Consider the following 16,113-nt stretch of genomic DNA (forward strand, 5'->3'; position numbering starts at 1 on the left):
AGGGAATCCTTACTTATAAAGGTTGTTATGAGTTAAATTGTGTCGATGTGAGGGGATAAATATATCGAGCTAGTTCGATGATTCGATTAGGTTATACTCTTTTAATGCTGGTATGGCTTGGTGAAGTTTTGTTTCTAGTTGATCTAGGTAAGTCAGTTGTTGACAAAAGTTTTCTGCTTTTTTATCTAATGCTTTAGCTCTTTCTGCGACTTCTAACTCCAAACCTTTACTGAGTGTTGTTAAGCGTTTATCAAAAGTGGTTATACGTGTTTCACCATCGAATTCATTGCTATTATCATTAGCTAAAATTGATTGGCCAACCGCTTCTAATATTGTACCGATAGATGTTGAAATCATTGCTTCAATTTCTTGTTCAAACTCCCCAGTAAACATTTCATCCAAGTTATTTAAATCTTGTGGGGCTATATAATAATTATTAGCACTTTGATTAAATCGCGCTCGAATTCGCCATTTTAGTTCTTCAAATTTGGCCTGTACTTTTTGTTGTGAAGCGCTATTTTCACCTGTTAAGCCGGCAACTACTTCGTTTACTGCTTTTAAGCCGATATCAACGCCTTCAATAGCAATAGATACAATTTCAGGTACTTGTTGACGAATGCCAACACTAAAGCTAGTCAGCAATTGCTGTTGCTCACTAGATAAGGCGATCTCTCTACCTTTAATGAACAGTTGTGTGGCATTATTTATTTGTACTTGGGTTTTCGCTTTATCGACAATCCGGATATGTTTAGGGTCAATGATGACCCCATAATTAAGGTTGATAGAGCATTGTTGAGCGTATGCTTGCTGGCTGAACGGTATAAGTGCTAGCGCAAAGAAACTGGATTTAAGTACAGATTTGTTAGCCATAGCCATTATGTATTCACTATTGGATCAATCAGTATTTTTCGCTCTCGATATCTCATTTTGCTTGGACCATATTCACGACGAGATCTGTCATTATAGTCGCCAACAATTAACTCTACGCCATGATAAAGCTTCTCCGTTGCTTCAAGGTAAATACTGGCCATGTATTCTTGGAGGTTTTCTTCGTGGATTAGCTTTTCGTTGAGTATTTCACCCATTTGATTAGCATGATATTGATAGGTAGGTATAATTTTAGCTACTAATTCTGGCCTAGCTTTTTCTTTTGGTAATTTCTTTAATTTATTGATTGCTGCTTTCAATTCGTTTGTTTTATCAGACTCAATTTTAAGCCGTTCTTCTGATTGGTGAATTTCATCTTTAAACTTGAGTATTTTATGCTCAAAATTGATAATGGTATTACTACCCGCCGTTGCGCCAATTATACCAGCATGAACCGAAGTACCTACTTTGGTGTAGCCACCAATTAGTTTTCCGTTAGCTTGCTCATCTTTTCCTATCCATAACCGGCCACTTATATCTAAAATGCTGTGCAATAATTGATTTTCAATACGAACATCTTGGTAACAAGTAATTTGGGCATATTGACCATACTTTGCATAAATACTGCCTTTTGCACTGATATTGACACTCATGGTAATGTTAGTTATATGTTTTTTTTCAACATCATGTTTTCGGCCAATAATCCCACCAGAGATAGTGATGTCGCCACCCGCTTCAAGCGTTGCTGACTCAACAAAACCACCTACCGTAATATCACCTGAAGCAGTTACTTTCATACCTTCAGTAACATCACCATCAATAATAACACTACCGGTAAAGTTGATATTACCCGTGGCAACAGTGACATTTTTAATCTTATAAACTTCATCAACTTCCATACCATTATTAATGAGTTTAGGTAAGCCTACTTTTTCAGAAACCAGAATATTAGTATTTTGCGGACTTATGTTTGTTCCTTCGCCAGCGACGAGTTCAACATCATTACCAGGCTCTGGCGACAGTGGGGTAGCAGTTACAGTATAGCCTTGCTTCCCTTGAGTTAAAGGCACTTTTTTTGCAATAGCATCGCCTATATTTACACAGATAATATCGCCTAAATCTCGCATGTCGACACTACCATCTTCACGTTTTTTTGGCTTTAAAATCCTTGCTTGGGCACTTTCAACTAAAGGCTGTATTAGAGCATCTTTGCCATTAACCGCTATTTTCCCAGTAGCAATTTGCATATCAACCTGGCTATTGGGAATTTGTTTTGCAGCAAGTTGTGCAAGTTGAATTAAATGCTCTTTACTAAAGCCTTTTTTTACACCTGCCTCTTGTGCGGCGTTTAATATCGCTTTTGCAGAAAGATGTTTACCACCTTGAGCGCTAGTAATTTCAGCGGTAGCCCCCATCTCATCTGATTCTATAGTGATGCTAATTTTCGCATCAACCCGTTCGAGTACTTGATAGCGAATTGTTCTGCCTACTTTTTTATCTTGTAGGGGTTTTAAAACATCATTTAACTCAGCAACAGCATTTTTAATATTACCGTTATTAATGCGAAGTTTTGCAAATTCTGATGCATCAATTAATTCTTTGATACTCAAGGTGGATATAGTGTCACCACCTTTGATTGGCTCTAAGACTAAATCTATATTATTTTTTTTATTACAGATTAAACTGGCTTTGGTCATTGCGCGGGCTCCCCCAAACCGTTAAGTACTGCTGAGCCAAATAACGGTTAGGTGCTGTTCTTTTACTATATAATTATTATGAGTATGTAGTTTATGGACTTTGTTACATATAATGATTTTGATGAATTTTAATGAAGCTGCTAGTACCTTCTTTAGAGTAATCTATTTTATATTCAATGCCATCAAGTGCCTGAACAAACAAAAGTGTTTTTTCTTCACCAAATAATTCTGCAGACGAAATATCCACAATATCTTGGTAAGCTTTCTTAGCAATAGAGCGTTTTGCAGGTATTTCACCCTTATATATGCCTATACCGCGGTGGCTAATAATAACAACGGACTTATCACCATTGATGATAAGTAAATCGAACTTTTTTACTTTGTGAATAACGGTATTTCGACCACTGGTTATAAAATTTCTCTCTATCAAAATAGGCTCCTGAAATTAATCTATCATTTCTATTTGTTATTAGTCTTAATATATAAATTTTTACTAAACTAAGCAATGGATAAGCAGGCTTCTATCCGGCTATACATTATTCTAGTTCATCAATTTGTTAACTTTTTGTCTATCCTTGTTGACACTTCATTGATCGGTAAAGGCGCGCTCTGTTATATAGTTAGGAATCGACGTTATGTTTTGTTGATAACGGCGGAGTAAGTCTAAGCCAATGGCCGCTACAAACTCTTGAAATTTAACTCTTTTGTAAGGTAGAAGTAAACATTGAGTTTTGATGTTATCAATGCTACCCCAAGCAAGCCACACGGTACCTACCGGTTTTTCTTCAGTTCCGCCGTTTGGACCTGCGACACCTGATACTGCAATAGTAAGATCTGCAGTAGATTTTATCAATGAACCTTTTGCCATAGCAACAACCACCTGCTCACTCACAGCACCATATTGGTCAAACAGCTTCGCGGGGACATCAAGCATGGCTGTTTTCATTTTATTACTGTAGGTCACATAACCTGCTTCAAAGTTCATGGATGAACCGCTAATCTCGGTTAACTTACTAGCAATCAAGCCACCAGTACATGACTCTGCGGTGGTGACCTTTAAATTATGTTGTTGTAATTGATGAAGAAGATGTTCTGCAAGCGATTTGGGTTTGTCTTGAATTTCAGAGATTAAATGATCTCCAAGAACGTCGGCTAGTTTGTTGTGCCATATTGGCTTCAACGCTAAACCTTTTTTAGTATTTGTTGTGAGTTTAACTTCAAGTAACGGCATTCCTGCGCGAAAGCCTAAATCAATTGCTGTTGGCCATTGGGGGAGTTGTTCATTAATTATTTTTTGCAAACTAGATTCGCCAAGGCCAAAAATCTGTAAGCGCGTAACGTCAGTGATCAAATCGCTTGGTAAGTCTGCAGAGATAGCAGGTACTATTTGTTCTATAAGCATTGTTTCTAGCTCATGAGGAACGCCCGGTGTGCAGTAAATATCACAATGATTATAACGTACGTAAAAACCAACAGCACTACCATTTTTATTCGCTATTATTTGGCAACTTTTAGGTAATATAGCTTGTTTTAAGTTAGGGCCATTTAACTCCGCGCCCCGTTGTTGACACCAGTTGGTTAAATGAGTAAGCGCCTGTGGGTGTTGGCTTAATTCGTCTTCAATGGCTAGTGCTAAAGCTTGTGCGGTTAAATCGTCCACCGTTGGTCCTAAGCCACCGTTGATAATTAATATATCACTGGTACTAGCCATGTAAGTTATCTCATTAACAAGGAGCACTAAATCATCAGCTACCGTCACCTTACGGTTGACCTCAAGTCCAATGTCTTTCAGTACTTGTGCCATCATAGCTGAGTTACTGTCAACAATATCGCCTGTCATCAACTCATTGCCTGTTAATAATAACTGTACTTTTGGGGCCGACATAGTTCATTTTCCTAAATGGTTTAATTGCTGATAAATTTAAACCTTTTTTAGTTAAACTTATATCTAATTTTTCTGTGAGGATCATGAAAGTGTCAAATGGATTAATTTCAGGATATTTCAGTTTGTTATTGAGTTCCCTAAATGAAACTTGTCTAATAAGAAAATACAGTGTTATCTACTTTGACAATATAATAACTTTTCACAACACCACTTTTTACATTAAAATAGTCACAAACTTGTTGATAAGAAATGTGGTTTTTAGATGGTTAAGTAATAACTTAATCTTTTAGTTCCACATTGCAAAATATTAGGAAAACACATAGTGAGTAAATCTAGTTATCCCCGAGCCTTGCTCTTTGGACGCTGGTATCGAAATGATATTGATGAGCATGGCAATGAAACCGTTGAATATGCTCAACTTAGTAGCGATGGTAGTTTTGAGTTTACCTTTATAACACTTGATAAAAAAGGGAATGTTATTGAACAAATCACTGAGTTGGGTGATTGGGGACTCGTGGCAGACATTCATTTTACACTTACTAAGAATGAACTTATTAATGAAGAACTCTATGCTGCTGATTTAAATAATGATGATAATTATCAAGCATATAAGGTATTATCATTAGACCATCAGATATTCCATTACCAGCATAGGTTAACGAATGATGAATATATCATGAGACGGGTTGTTGATAACCCCGGTCATTGCTAGAATGTTCGACAAGAATTTACTGATTTATACCAATCGGACTCATTTATTGGTCACTTAGCGAGAATTAAAAGGCTTATTAGGCAAGGCATTGATTGAAGAGAATGGTTATTCCTTTGTCAAAATTAATAACGCCGCATATAAAGCTTTTAAACTCGCCCTTCGGGAGCGTATTAGCAAACTGATAACATCACAAAATGAATGAAATATAGAATAACTATGTTTACATTATTTTACTTGTTATAAGCTCGCTACTAACACTCTAAGTTGTACAATAAACGAATCCGTTTGGTATTACCCTATTGAAGTTAAATAAAAGAATTAGAGATAGTTAATGAAACGATTAAAAGCAGCAAGTTTAATGACCGCAATAAAAACTCCTTACACAGATAAAGGAGAGGTTTGTTTAAAAACTTATGATTTCTTGATAGAACAACAAATTTCTGCTGGTGTAGACGGCATAATTGTTGGCGGTACTACCGGTGAAGGGCATTTACTTAGCTGGGAAGAGCATTTAATGCTAATTGCTCATTGTGTAAATAACTTTGGTGATAAATTAATTATTGTTGGTAATACTGGCAGTAATAATACCCGCGAAGCAATAAAAGCCACTGAAAATGGGTTTGCTATGGGTATGGATGCCGCTCTACAAATTAATCCTTACTATGGTCGTACTTCAATTAGAGGTGTTAGCGAGCACTTTAAACGTGTTCTTGATATAGGCCCTGCCTTTATCTATAACGTGCCAGGAAGAACAGGACAAGATTTAACACCAGAAATTATCGAACCTTTATCAACGCATAAAAACTTTATTGGTGTGAAAGAATGTTCTGGTAACGATCGCATTGCCTATTATGAAAAACGAGGTATTGCTTGTTGGTCAGGTAACGATGATGAATGTTATGTAGGACGTCATGTGCACGGTTCTCATGGCGTTATTTCTGTTGCTTCTAATATCATTCCTGGTTTTATGCGCCAATTAATGGATAAAGATAATGTAGAAGAATCAGCTAAGCTTAATGATAAATTGCAAGGGTTAATGAAATGGCTATTTTGTGAGCCTAATCCTATTGCCATTAACACCGCCATGATCATGACTGATGCTGTTCCAAATAACTTCCGTTTACCTTACATCGCGCTTACTAAAGAGCAACGTGAAGTTGGCCTTGAATTATTAAAAGCGATAGAGACAAAAGACTTAGTTGGTGACAGCTTGTCTTTACTTGAAGACAGTGATTTTAACTACTGTATTTAGTCGTTATACCCTTGTAAGTTAGTTATACGTATAAAGTTAAAGCCTCAATCATAATTGGGGCTTTAATGTTTCTGGCAATTCAAATAAACGTTGTTGTTCTATTAGTGGTTTGTCACTTGCGGGCGAAATTTCGGTGGCTAGTGGGCAAACAAAGCGTAAGCTTACTGCGCACAATTGCAAATTACGCTGTTCATCTTTATCAGCTATTCCATGTAATCTATCGCCAACTACGGGCATTGCAATACTTGCAGCATGTAGTCGTATTTGATGTTTTCTGCCGCTGTCAATTTTAACCTTAATTAATGATTGGTCTGTCATTTCATCATAGGCCAAACACGTAAAAGTACTTAGTGCTTTTTTACCATCAACGTCACTATCAATAATGTCTGGTTGGGCTCTTTTGCGGTGATCACCATGGACAATAATTTGGTAATGCTTTTCAAGTTGATGATGCTCAAACATATGAGACAACGCCCTTGCTGCGCTTTTACTATGGGCAACAATAATTAAGCCAGTTGCCGCTCTATCTAATCGATGCACAATAAAGGCAGGGCGTTCGTTCGGTAAGTTTTGCTGAGCGAAACGAGCGATGGTGCAATGGTCACTCCATTTAGAGCCTTGTGACAACATACCGTAGGGCTTATACCAGACACTGTAATCAATTAAATCGGCAATTAACAATGCTTGTGGAACAGGTGATGAGAGCACTTCACTATTAAAATAAAAGTGCAGTTCATCACCGTTTACTAACTGCTTCTTAACGCGGCGTAGTCGCTGTGTTTGTTTTTTATTTTTAGCAGGCGTTAACCATAATGCGCCTTTAGTTATTGCCTGTTTTAGCTGCGCCTTTGACAAAGAAATATTTTGCTCATAACCATAGTTTTCTAATAATGCAATGGCAGTAGTATTAACTTGTTCGTCAATTTTAATATGCCATTCAAACTTTTTATGGCTTTGAGTCGGGTTTTGACCTTGGGTGTCTGAACAGTTTTGATCTACGGGCATATTTCAAATGAGTAACGTGGGCTTTGCACTTATTTTACTAGGTTTATTCACTTAGCAAAGCTAAAATATCCAAATGAGGATAATAATCCTAAATAATATTAAATATAAATAAATGAGAATAACTATGACACGTGATTTAGCGCTTTACCCTGAAGATGAAATTGGCAATACCCTTTGGCAGATGCAAGAAAGTGGTGAAGATTTACTTAGTGAGCGTGAAATAGAATTCTCAGTATTATTTCCCAATCAGGAGCTCGCGCTTAAGTTCGGCCAGTTATTATTAGAAAACAATCAAAAACTGTCTTTTACGCCATCAGAAGCACATGCCGATTTACCTTGGGAAATTACCGCTTACCCACAAATGCCAGTGAGCTATGAAAATATTACCAGTTATCAAGAGCTGTTAGAGTCAAGCGCTGCACCTTTAAAAGGGCAGTTTGATGGTGTTTACTTTGTAGGATAGTGTCAACAATTCTAAATAGGTCAAAGCCACTACCTTTTCGTTTAGTTACTTTATTCAAGTTAAATAAATAGGTTGTTGGCTTCATTATATATGAGTTTGGAAGGTTATGAATATAGATCTTAAACAGTTCGCAGCGTTACAAAAGGCGAGTAAAGAGTCATTCTTTGAGCAAAGAAAATTGCTTAAGCAAGTCATGTCAGGAAGAACAGTCCCGTGTAGTACTTGCAAGCAACCATTAAAACTTTATACGCCAGAGCAAGGTGAACTTACTGGCATTCGTTGCGCAAAAGGTTGCACTGATATTGCGTTAGATTTTGCTTAATTGATTATTTTATCAGGCATTATAAAAAAGTTGCTATATCTTCCAAGTCCTTTTTTACTTGTGCATGAGCAGGTACGGTAGCATCATCGGCAGGATAGCCAGCAATGACTAACATATAAGCACGCTCATTATCGCCACGTTGGCAAACCTTATTTAAAAAAGACATCGGCTTAGGTGTATGCGTTAAAGTAGCTAAACCGGCATTATGCAGTGCGGTAATCAATACTCCAGTGGCGATACCCACTGATTCATGGACGTAATAATTAGTGTGTTTATCTTCTTCACATACGCCGCCCTTTTTTTGACTAAAAATAGCTATTAACCAAGGTGCATGCTCTAAATAAGGTTTATTAGCATCGGTACCTAAGTCTTTTAAAGCATCAAGCCATTCTTTACCTGCACGGCCCTCATAAAAACCACGTTCGTGAAATTCTGCTTGCTCTCTGATTTGTTTTTTAATCTCTATAGAGTTAACCGCAACAAAGTGCCAAGGTTGATGGTTAGCGCCACTAGGGGCTGTTCCAGCAGCTTTTAAGCAGTTCTCAATAACTTGTTTATCGACTGCTCTATCACTGAAGCTACGAATAGAATGACGGCGTTTAACCAGATCATAGAAACTTTGCGATCTACTTAGCATTTCAGCTTCTGGGTATTCAATGAAATCATCAAGGGGAGAGCAGTCATGTTGTTGCATACGTTAGATGGCCTTTATTGTTTTTATTTTATGAGTCCGATTGGTCTTAATCGCTTACGGTAACAATATTTTAGCCAGGAACAAAAGGCAATAAAAAACCGGAAATCTCTTATTAGAAATTTCCGGCTATATTTTATTGTTTATCTTGCAGCTAGTTAGTCCAAATCAAAGGAAAAAGCACGGAGCTGACGAATGTCAGTGAGTACTTTTGACAAATGATTTGGGCTTAATAGCAAAAAGATTAGCCAATGAAAGCACGCGCGTTACGGAACATGCGCACCCAAGGTGAATCTTCACCCCAGCTATCTGGATGCCAAGAGTTAGCAACCGTTCTAAATACACGCTCAGGATGAGGCATCATAATAGTTACACGACCATCAGTGGTTGTTAATGAGGTAATACCATCAACAGAGCCATTCGGGTTAGCTGGGTAAGTTTCTGTAACGTCACCGTAGTTATTTACGTAACGCATTGATACCGTGCCTGAGTTGTTAGCAGCATCAATAGCAGCATCAGAGCTAAATTCTGCATGACCTTCACCGTGTGAAACAGCGATAGGCATACGTGAACCTTCCATGCCTTTAAACAACACTGAAGGACTCTCTTGAATTTCAACTAATGAGAAACGTGCTTCAAAACGCTCTGATTTGTTTTGTACAAAGTGAGGCCAATGTTCTGAGCCTGGGATAATGTCTTTTAAGTTAGACAACATCTGACAACCGTTACAAACACCTAAGGTGAAAGTATCTTCACGCTCAAAGAATGTTTTAAACATAGTGCGTGCGTTAGCATTAAATAAGATTGATTTTGCCCAACCTTCACCAGCACCTAATACATCACCGTATGAGAAACCACCACAAGCTACTAAACCGTTAAAGTCAGCTAAATCGGCGCGGCCAGATAAAATGTCAGACATATGTACGTCGATTGCAACAAAGCCTGCTCTATCAAAAGCGGCTGCCATTTCAACATGTGAGTTAACACCTTGCTCACGTAAAATAGCAACACGTGGGTTAGTTATGTCGTTTGCATTACTGTTAACAGAGGCTTGCGCATCTTTAACAATTAAATCGGCAACAATATCTTCGTTGATATCAAAGGTTAATTCAGTGTTTAAACCTGGATCTTCAGTATCAAATTTAACATCATGCTCTTGCTGTGCACATTCTGGGTTATCACGAAGCGACTGCATTCTGTAAGTCGTTTGTGCCCAAACGGTACGATAATATGTACGAGAGTTTTCTAGAACCACTTCATCATCACGGCTAAAGCGAATAGTATCTTCGTTATTAAGGCGACCAATATCAGTACAGTTCTCTAAAATGCCGTGCTGAGCTAAAATAGCGTGAATGGCATCAACATCGCTTTCACGAATTTGAATTACACCACCAAGTTCTTCATTAAATAAAGTGGCTAAATCATCGTTTGCACCATTTGATAACTTGCTGATGTCAATATCAACACCGGTATGACCAGCAAAAGCCATTTCAGTAACGGTAGTGAATAAACCACCATCAGAAATATCATGATAAGCAATTACTTTCTCTTGACGGACAAGTGTCTGCATCGCATTGAAGAAACCTTTTAAGACTCCTGCATCGTCAACATCAGGAGTTTCACTACCAAGTTGTTTATAAACTTGTGCTAAACATGAACCACCTAAACGTTTTTTACCTTTTGACAAGTCGATAGCAACAAGGCGAGTGTCACCTTTATCAGTTCTTAGCTCAGGTGTAACTGTTTTACGGATATCTTCAACAACACCAAAAGCAGTAATAACTAAAGAAAGAGGAGAGGTTACAGATTTTTGTTCGCCATTTTCTTCCCATTGGGTTTTCATCGACATAGAGTCTTTACCCACTGGAATAGTTAAACCAAGGGCTGGACAAAGTTCTTCACCAATCGCTTTAACTGCTTCATAAAGACCAGCATCTTCGCCTGGGTGACCTGCTGGAGACATCCAGTTAGCTGAAAGCTTAATACGGTTTAAATCACCAATATCAGTACCAGCAATATTCGTTAGTGATTCAGCTACGGCTAAACGAGCAGAAGCGCCAAAGTTTAGTAAAGCAACGGGAGTACGTTCACCTAAAGACATTGCTTCGCCGTGGTATGAATCAAGTGCTGAGGCAGTGACACCACAGTCAGCAACAGGAACCTGCCAAGGACCAACCATTTGATCACGATTAACCATACCGGTTACCGAGCGATCGCCAATGGTAATTAAGAACGTTTTTTCAGCTACGGTTGGTAAGCTTAAAATTCTGTCAGCAGCATCAGCTAATGTCACTGTACTAAGATCTAATGAATCACCAGCCGCCGTTGCTGTTTTAACGTCTTTATATATTTTAGGTGTTTTACCTAGTAATACGTCAAGAGGTAAATCAATTGGCGTATTTAATTTTTCATTGTCGCTAAAATGTGAATCAGTAACGGTTAAGTGTTCTTCTTCTGTAGCACGGCCAACAACTGAATAAGGCGCACGTTCACGTTGACATATTTGTTCAAAAGTTGCTAAATTTTTGTCAGATACTGCAATAACATAACGTTCTTGAGACTCGTTACACCAGATTTCATGAGGCGCCATGCTACGCTCGTCATTTGGTACGTTACGAAGTTCAAAAATACCACCACGGCCGCCATCAGCAACTAACTCAGGGAAAGCATTTGATAAACCGCCCGCGCCAACATCATGAATGAAAGCTATTGGGTTCTCTTCGCCTAGCTGCCAACATTTATCGATAACTTCTTGGCAACGACGTTCCATCTCAGGATTTTCACGTTGAACAGAAGCAAAATCTAAACTTTCAGCTGATTGACCAGATGCCATTGATGAAGCAGCACCGCCACCTAAACCAATGTTCATGGCAGGGCCACCTAAAGCAATAAGGTTAGCGCCAACGATGATTTCACGTTTTTGTACATGTTCATCACGAATGTTGCCTAAACCACCCGCAAGCATAATTGGTTTGTGGTAACCACGTACTTCTTTACCGTTAAACGAGTTAACTTCTTCTTCATAGGTACGGAAGTAACCTAAAATAGCAGGACGACCAAATTCATTGTTAAATGCTGCCCCGCCTAATGGGCCTTCCATCATGATATCAAAAGCAGTAACAATACGGCTTGGTTTGCCAAAATCAGTTTCCCAAGGTTGTACAAAGTCAGGAATACGTAAGTTAGATACAGAAAAGCCTACTAAACCAGCTTTAGGTTTTGAACCAATACCGGTTGCGCCTTCATCACGAATCTCACCACCGGAGCCTGTTGCAGCACCTGGGTAAGGTGAAATTGCCGTTGGATGGTTATGGGTTTCAACCTTCATTAATATTTGAATGTCTTCATGGTTATAACCATAAACATTTGTTTCAGGATTAGGGAAGAAACGACCCCCCTTATTGCCAACCATTACTGCAGCATTATCTTTGTAAGCACTAAGAACATAATCAGGATTGATTTCATGAGTATTACGGATCATTTTAAACAAAGATTTTTCTTGTTTAACGCCGTCAATAGTCCATTCCGCGTTGAAAATTTTATGGCGACAATGCTCAGAGTTTGCTTGTGCAAACATATAAAGCTCAATGTCGTGAGGGTTGCGACCTAATTTGGTGAAGTTTTCGAATAAATAATTAACTTCGTCTTCTGCTAAGGCGAGACCTAATTCAATATTGGCTTGAACTAACGCATTTTTTCCGCCGCTTTCAATATCAATTGCCGTTAGCTCGCCTGGTTCACTGCTTGCGAATAAGGTGCTTGCCTGGGCGAAGTCATTAAAAATACTTTCCATCATACGGTCGTGTAATAGCGTGTTTAACTGTGCTTCTTGACTGGTGCTTAATTGTGCATCATTTTCTAATGTCACGTAATAAGCAATACCACGCTCTAAACGCTCCACTTTAGCTAAACCACAATTGTGCGCTATATCGGTAGATTTTGATGACCAAGGAGAAATAGTGCCTGGACGAGGAGTCACTAATAAAAACAAACCAGCAGGTTGATGTTCTTCAATTGTTGGGCCGTAAGTAAGTAATTGCTGTAAAACTTTCTCTTCACTTGTGCTTAATTCTTCATTAAGTTTAGTGAAATGGGCAAATTCAGCATAAATATCATTTACTGGCAGTTGTAACTGTTCACATTGAGCTAATAGTTTTTTAACTCTGAAGTCAGATAGTGCTGGGGCGCCACGAAGGTTTTTAATCAACATCGTCATAGGGTAATCACCAAGTTTTATGTAAGGTTTGGATTGGCTTCTATATGCTAAATTTGCATAGTAAATGCTAATCGAAAATTTCGCGCGTATTATAGTTGAAAATAAGGCTTTTGTTAACGGAAAAAGTCAAGTAATAACTTAACACTAGTGTCAGGTAAAAAGTACTTGGCTAATAGAACAATACACGACACAATTGAGACCATGACTAAATATTTATCTTTTTCAATAAAAACTAAGCTCACTAGTAAGTTAGTGACTAAGTTTACCTCGTTGCTCTTGGTTATTTTCACCACAGTACTATTAAGTGCTTGTGATAAAGAAAATGATTCTTCAAGTTTATCTCGAATTTTGGCTAGAGGTTATATCAATGTAGGCACAATTTTTGGCCCAACAAATTATTACACTACAGCAAATGGCTTTGCGGGTTTTGAATATGAGTTAGCAAAACAGTATGCAGATTCACTTAATGTTGAATTACGTATTGTCCCAACTTATAGCCTTGATGAACTTTTTATTAAATTAAATACCGGAGAGGTAGATTTACTTGCTTCGGGATTATCAATTACGGATAAACGCTTACAACGTTTTAGGTTTGCACCTAGCTATGAAACCATTAGTCAAAAGTTAGTGTTTAAACAAGGCAATGTTAGACCTAGGAAAGTGGCTGATTTAACAGGTACGCTGATGGTTACTTCAGGGTCAAGTTACGTAGAAAATCTTGAAAAGTTAAAACAAACAAATAACGAATTAGCTTGGCAAGAATCAACCGAGTTTGATAGTGAAGAACTACTGAGAAAGGTTTTAAGCGGCGAGATAGATTATACCATTATTGATAGTAATAATTTAGCGATTAACCGTCGTTATTACCCTGAGATAAGTATTGGTTTTAGTATTAATGAACCTGAGCCGTTAGCTTGGATGGTAAGTGAAAATAGCCACGATGATATCTTAGCAAGCTTGGTTGAGTTTTTTGGCACCGTTCATCACGATGGCACTTTGCTGGCGCTGGATGATAAATACTATGGTCATATTGAACAGTTTAATTATGTTGAAACGAGAACCTTCATTAAAGCGGTGGCTGGAACGTTACCTGAGTATCAACCACTGTTTGAGAAGTATGCGCAAGAGCTCGATTGGCGTTTATTAGCCGCTATTAGCTATCAAGAGTCACACTGGAACCCAACAGCACGTTCATACACTGGTGTTCGCGGTATGATGATGTTGACATTAGCAACAGCGAAACAAATGGGTATAAAAAGCCGTTTAGACACTGAGCAAAGCATTCAAGGGGGGGCAAAGTACTTTAAACGTATGATTGCCATGATGCCTGATAGAATTCCGACGCCAGATCGAATTTGGTTTGCGCTAGCTTCTTATAATATTGGTTTTGGTCACTTAAATGATGCGAGAATTATCACCCAACGCCAAGGTGGTGATCCAGACCGTTGGGTTGAAGTGAAAAGTCGACTGCCATTATTACAACAGAAAAAATATTACAAGAACACTAAACACGGTTATGCTCGCGGTGAGGAGCCAGTTCAATACGTCGATAATATTCGTCGATATTACGATACCTTAAGTTGGCTAGATGAAAAAGCCAAAGAGCAAGCTATTGCATTACAGCTAGCACAAGAGAAGTCACAAGCTTTATTATTAAATGACATTGTAAATGACTCAGTCAATGAATCGACTTCAGAGGAAAATGCTACTGAAAGTATTTTAAAAGAGGAAGAGGTAACAGCTGAAACGGCTCAATAAATCGCAGTTTCCCTGCTATACTTTTCATTGTCAATGTCATAAAACTGTCATGATAGCAGGCTATAGTTATCTGACTATTTAACAGCCAATTGGAAATAATTAACATGAAAAGACCATTAAAAAGTAATCAACGTAGAAAACAGTTAAACCGCCAGCATCATAAAATGATCTCACGTAGACAGTCTCATTTTAACCAAGCAATAACTGAATTACATGAATCACCAGTCAGTAACCAAGCAAACTAGAGAAAAACTTAAAGCAAAGAGTACTTAATCAACCTTAGTTGATAGCTATTCCATCAGATGGAATTAGCTAAAGCTTGTGGTAGGTATTTATCAATATTGATTTTTCGCCAGATTGAATATCATCGCTATTTAAACACCTGATAAGTAAAACATCTTCGAACAACTGCCTTTATTATTGATGACATCATCACCACTTAGGTTAAATAAACCAAATAAATGCCTAATTAATCTATATTCAATTGTTCAAATAGATCAAACCTACCGTGAGATTATCTCTACTATTTTGGACTATAGCTTGCTCAACCATATCATCACATACGTTTTTTTCAGTAGAGAATTCAGATAAGTAGTGATAGATTTCTCGATCAGTTAAATAATCGTGTAAGCCATCGGTCGAAAGCATAATAGTATCACCACTCTCTATCGCAATAGTTGCAGTATCGACAGATATTTTTTCTCGAACACCTATTGCTTGTGAAAGTAAGTTTTTAGTCTTAGCACTCTTTGCTGTTTCAGCGCTGATCGCACCTTTATTGACTAATTCTTGTAGCATGGTGTGATCAATGGTTTCTTGTACTAAGTTTTTATTTTTTAATGTGTATGCTCGAGAGTCACCAACCCAACCAAGGTGGCATTTATTATTTTCGATAACCATTAATACGCCTGTTGTCCCCATTCCTTGCTGCCCTACTGTGTTTTTGGCTTGCTCAAAAATACTCAAGTTAGCGGCATTAAGTTGCTCTGTAATCCATGTCAGCCAATTAGCTTGTTTAGTTATGGATACTTTACCCCAGGCATATTTGATATGGTCAACTAACATGGCGCTAGCAATTTCACCGGCATTGTGGCCGCCCATACCGTCAGCAATTAGCATCCAAACAACATCTAGCTCTTTATGAATGCCGTAACTAATAGCATCTTCGTTATTGTCTCGAATCGAGCCCTGATGACAAAGGGATTTAATGTGATAATTCATAGGGGTTAACTGTTTACCTTTACC

Annotated in this window: 14 protein-coding genes; 6 read left to right on the top strand and 8 right to left on the bottom strand. The window is 38.1% G+C overall.

The window, feature by feature from the left end; translation table 11 throughout:
• Nucleotides 1–69 precede the first annotated feature (69 nt).
• From CXF79_RS08005 to CXF79_RS08020, 4 genes are all read right to left on the bottom strand, one after another.
• Nucleotides 70–876 (bottom strand): YggN family protein, encoded by an 807-nt coding sequence (locus CXF79_RS08005; protein ID WP_101154586.1) that lies wholly within the window; start codon nt 874–876, stop codon nt 70–72.
• The gene (locus CXF79_RS08010) at nt 876–2,564 is read right to left on the bottom strand and encodes a DUF342 domain-containing protein (protein WP_101154587.1); all 1,689 of its coding nucleotides are present in this window, start codon (nt 2,562–2,564) and stop codon (nt 876–878) included. Before CXF79_RS08010 ends, CXF79_RS08005 begins: the two co-directional genes overlap by 1 nt.
• Before the next feature lie 103 nt (nt 2,565–2,667).
• On the bottom strand, nt 2,668–2,994 hold the full coding sequence (locus CXF79_RS08015) for a hypothetical protein (RefSeq protein ID WP_101154588.1): 327 nt from the start codon (nt 2,992–2,994) through the stop codon (nt 2,668–2,670).
• Nucleotides 2,995–3,150: 156 nt separating this feature from the next.
• Nucleotides 3,151–4,449: a CinA family nicotinamide mononucleotide deamidase-related protein gene (locus tag CXF79_RS08020; protein ID WP_101154589.1), complete on the bottom strand. Its 1,299-nt coding sequence runs from the start codon at nt 4,447–4,449 to the stop codon at nt 3,151–3,153.
• Nucleotides 4,450–4,771: 322 nt separating this feature from the next.
• Here CXF79_RS08020 and CXF79_RS08025 point away from each other — a divergent pair, with 322 nt between their 5' ends.
• Complete coding sequence (locus tag CXF79_RS08025) at nt 4,772–5,161, top strand: hypothetical protein (protein ID WP_011044435.1); 390 nt, start codon at nt 4,772–4,774, stop codon at nt 5,159–5,161.
• 331 nt (nt 5,162–5,492) lie between these two features.
• On the top strand, nt 5,493–6,413 hold the full coding sequence (dapA, locus tag CXF79_RS08030; protein ID WP_101154591.1) for a 4-hydroxy-tetrahydrodipicolinate synthase: 921 nt from the start codon (nt 5,493–5,495) through the stop codon (nt 6,411–6,413).
• A 48-nt stretch (nt 6,414–6,461) separates the two neighbouring features.
• Here dapA and CXF79_RS08035 read toward each other — a convergent pair whose 3' ends face one another.
• Complete coding sequence (locus CXF79_RS08035; protein WP_101154592.1) at nt 6,462–7,418, bottom strand: pseudouridine synthase family protein; 957 nt, start codon at nt 7,416–7,418, stop codon at nt 6,462–6,464.
• 124 nt (nt 7,419–7,542) lie between these two features.
• Here CXF79_RS08035 and CXF79_RS08040 point away from each other — a divergent pair, with 124 nt between their 5' ends.
• Nucleotides 7,543–7,881, top strand: a complete 339-nt coding sequence (locus CXF79_RS08040; protein WP_101154593.1) for a ribonuclease E inhibitor RraB — start codon at nt 7,543–7,545, stop codon at nt 7,879–7,881.
• Between the two features lie 106 nt (nt 7,882–7,987).
• Nucleotides 7,988–8,203, top strand: coding sequence for a hypothetical protein (locus CXF79_RS08045; protein WP_101154594.1), 216 nt, complete (start codon nt 7,988–7,990; stop codon nt 8,201–8,203).
• 19 nt (nt 8,204–8,222) lie between these two features.
• On the opposite strand, the gene CXF79_RS08050 is transcribed toward CXF79_RS08045, so the two are convergent.
• Nucleotides 8,223–8,897, bottom strand: coding sequence for a nitroreductase family protein (locus tag CXF79_RS08050; protein WP_101154595.1), 675 nt, complete (start codon nt 8,895–8,897; stop codon nt 8,223–8,225).
• A gap of 241 nt (nt 8,898–9,138) precedes the next feature.
• A complete protein-coding gene (gene purL, locus CXF79_RS08055) occupies nt 9,139–13,110 on the bottom strand; it encodes a phosphoribosylformylglycinamidine synthase (RefSeq protein ID WP_442871894.1) in 3,972 nt (1,323 codons plus the stop codon).
• A 201-nt stretch (nt 13,111–13,311) separates the two neighbouring features.
• Here purL and mltF point away from each other — a divergent pair, with 201 nt between their 5' ends.
• Complete coding sequence (gene mltF / locus CXF79_RS08060) at nt 13,312–14,868, top strand: membrane-bound lytic murein transglycosylase MltF (protein WP_101156212.1); 1,557 nt, start codon at nt 13,312–13,314, stop codon at nt 14,866–14,868.
• A gap of 104 nt (nt 14,869–14,972) precedes the next feature.
• On the top strand, nt 14,973–15,113 hold the full coding sequence (locus CXF79_RS23500) for a hypothetical protein (protein WP_198560050.1): 141 nt from the start codon (nt 14,973–14,975) through the stop codon (nt 15,111–15,113).
• A gap of 235 nt (nt 15,114–15,348) precedes the next feature.
• Here CXF79_RS23500 and CXF79_RS08065 read toward each other — a convergent pair whose 3' ends face one another.
• The gene (locus CXF79_RS08065) at nt 15,349–16,089 is read right to left on the bottom strand and encodes a PP2C family protein-serine/threonine phosphatase (protein ID WP_101154596.1); all 741 of its coding nucleotides are present in this window, start codon (nt 16,087–16,089) and stop codon (nt 15,349–15,351) included.
• Nucleotides 16,090–16,113: the final 24 nt, after the last annotated feature.

Origin of the sequence: Colwellia sp. Bg11-28 (assembly GCF_002836245.1) — a bacterium.
In the GTDB taxonomy this organism is placed as follows: domain Bacteria; phylum Pseudomonadota; class Gammaproteobacteria; order Enterobacterales; family Alteromonadaceae; genus Colwellia; species Colwellia psychrerythraea_A.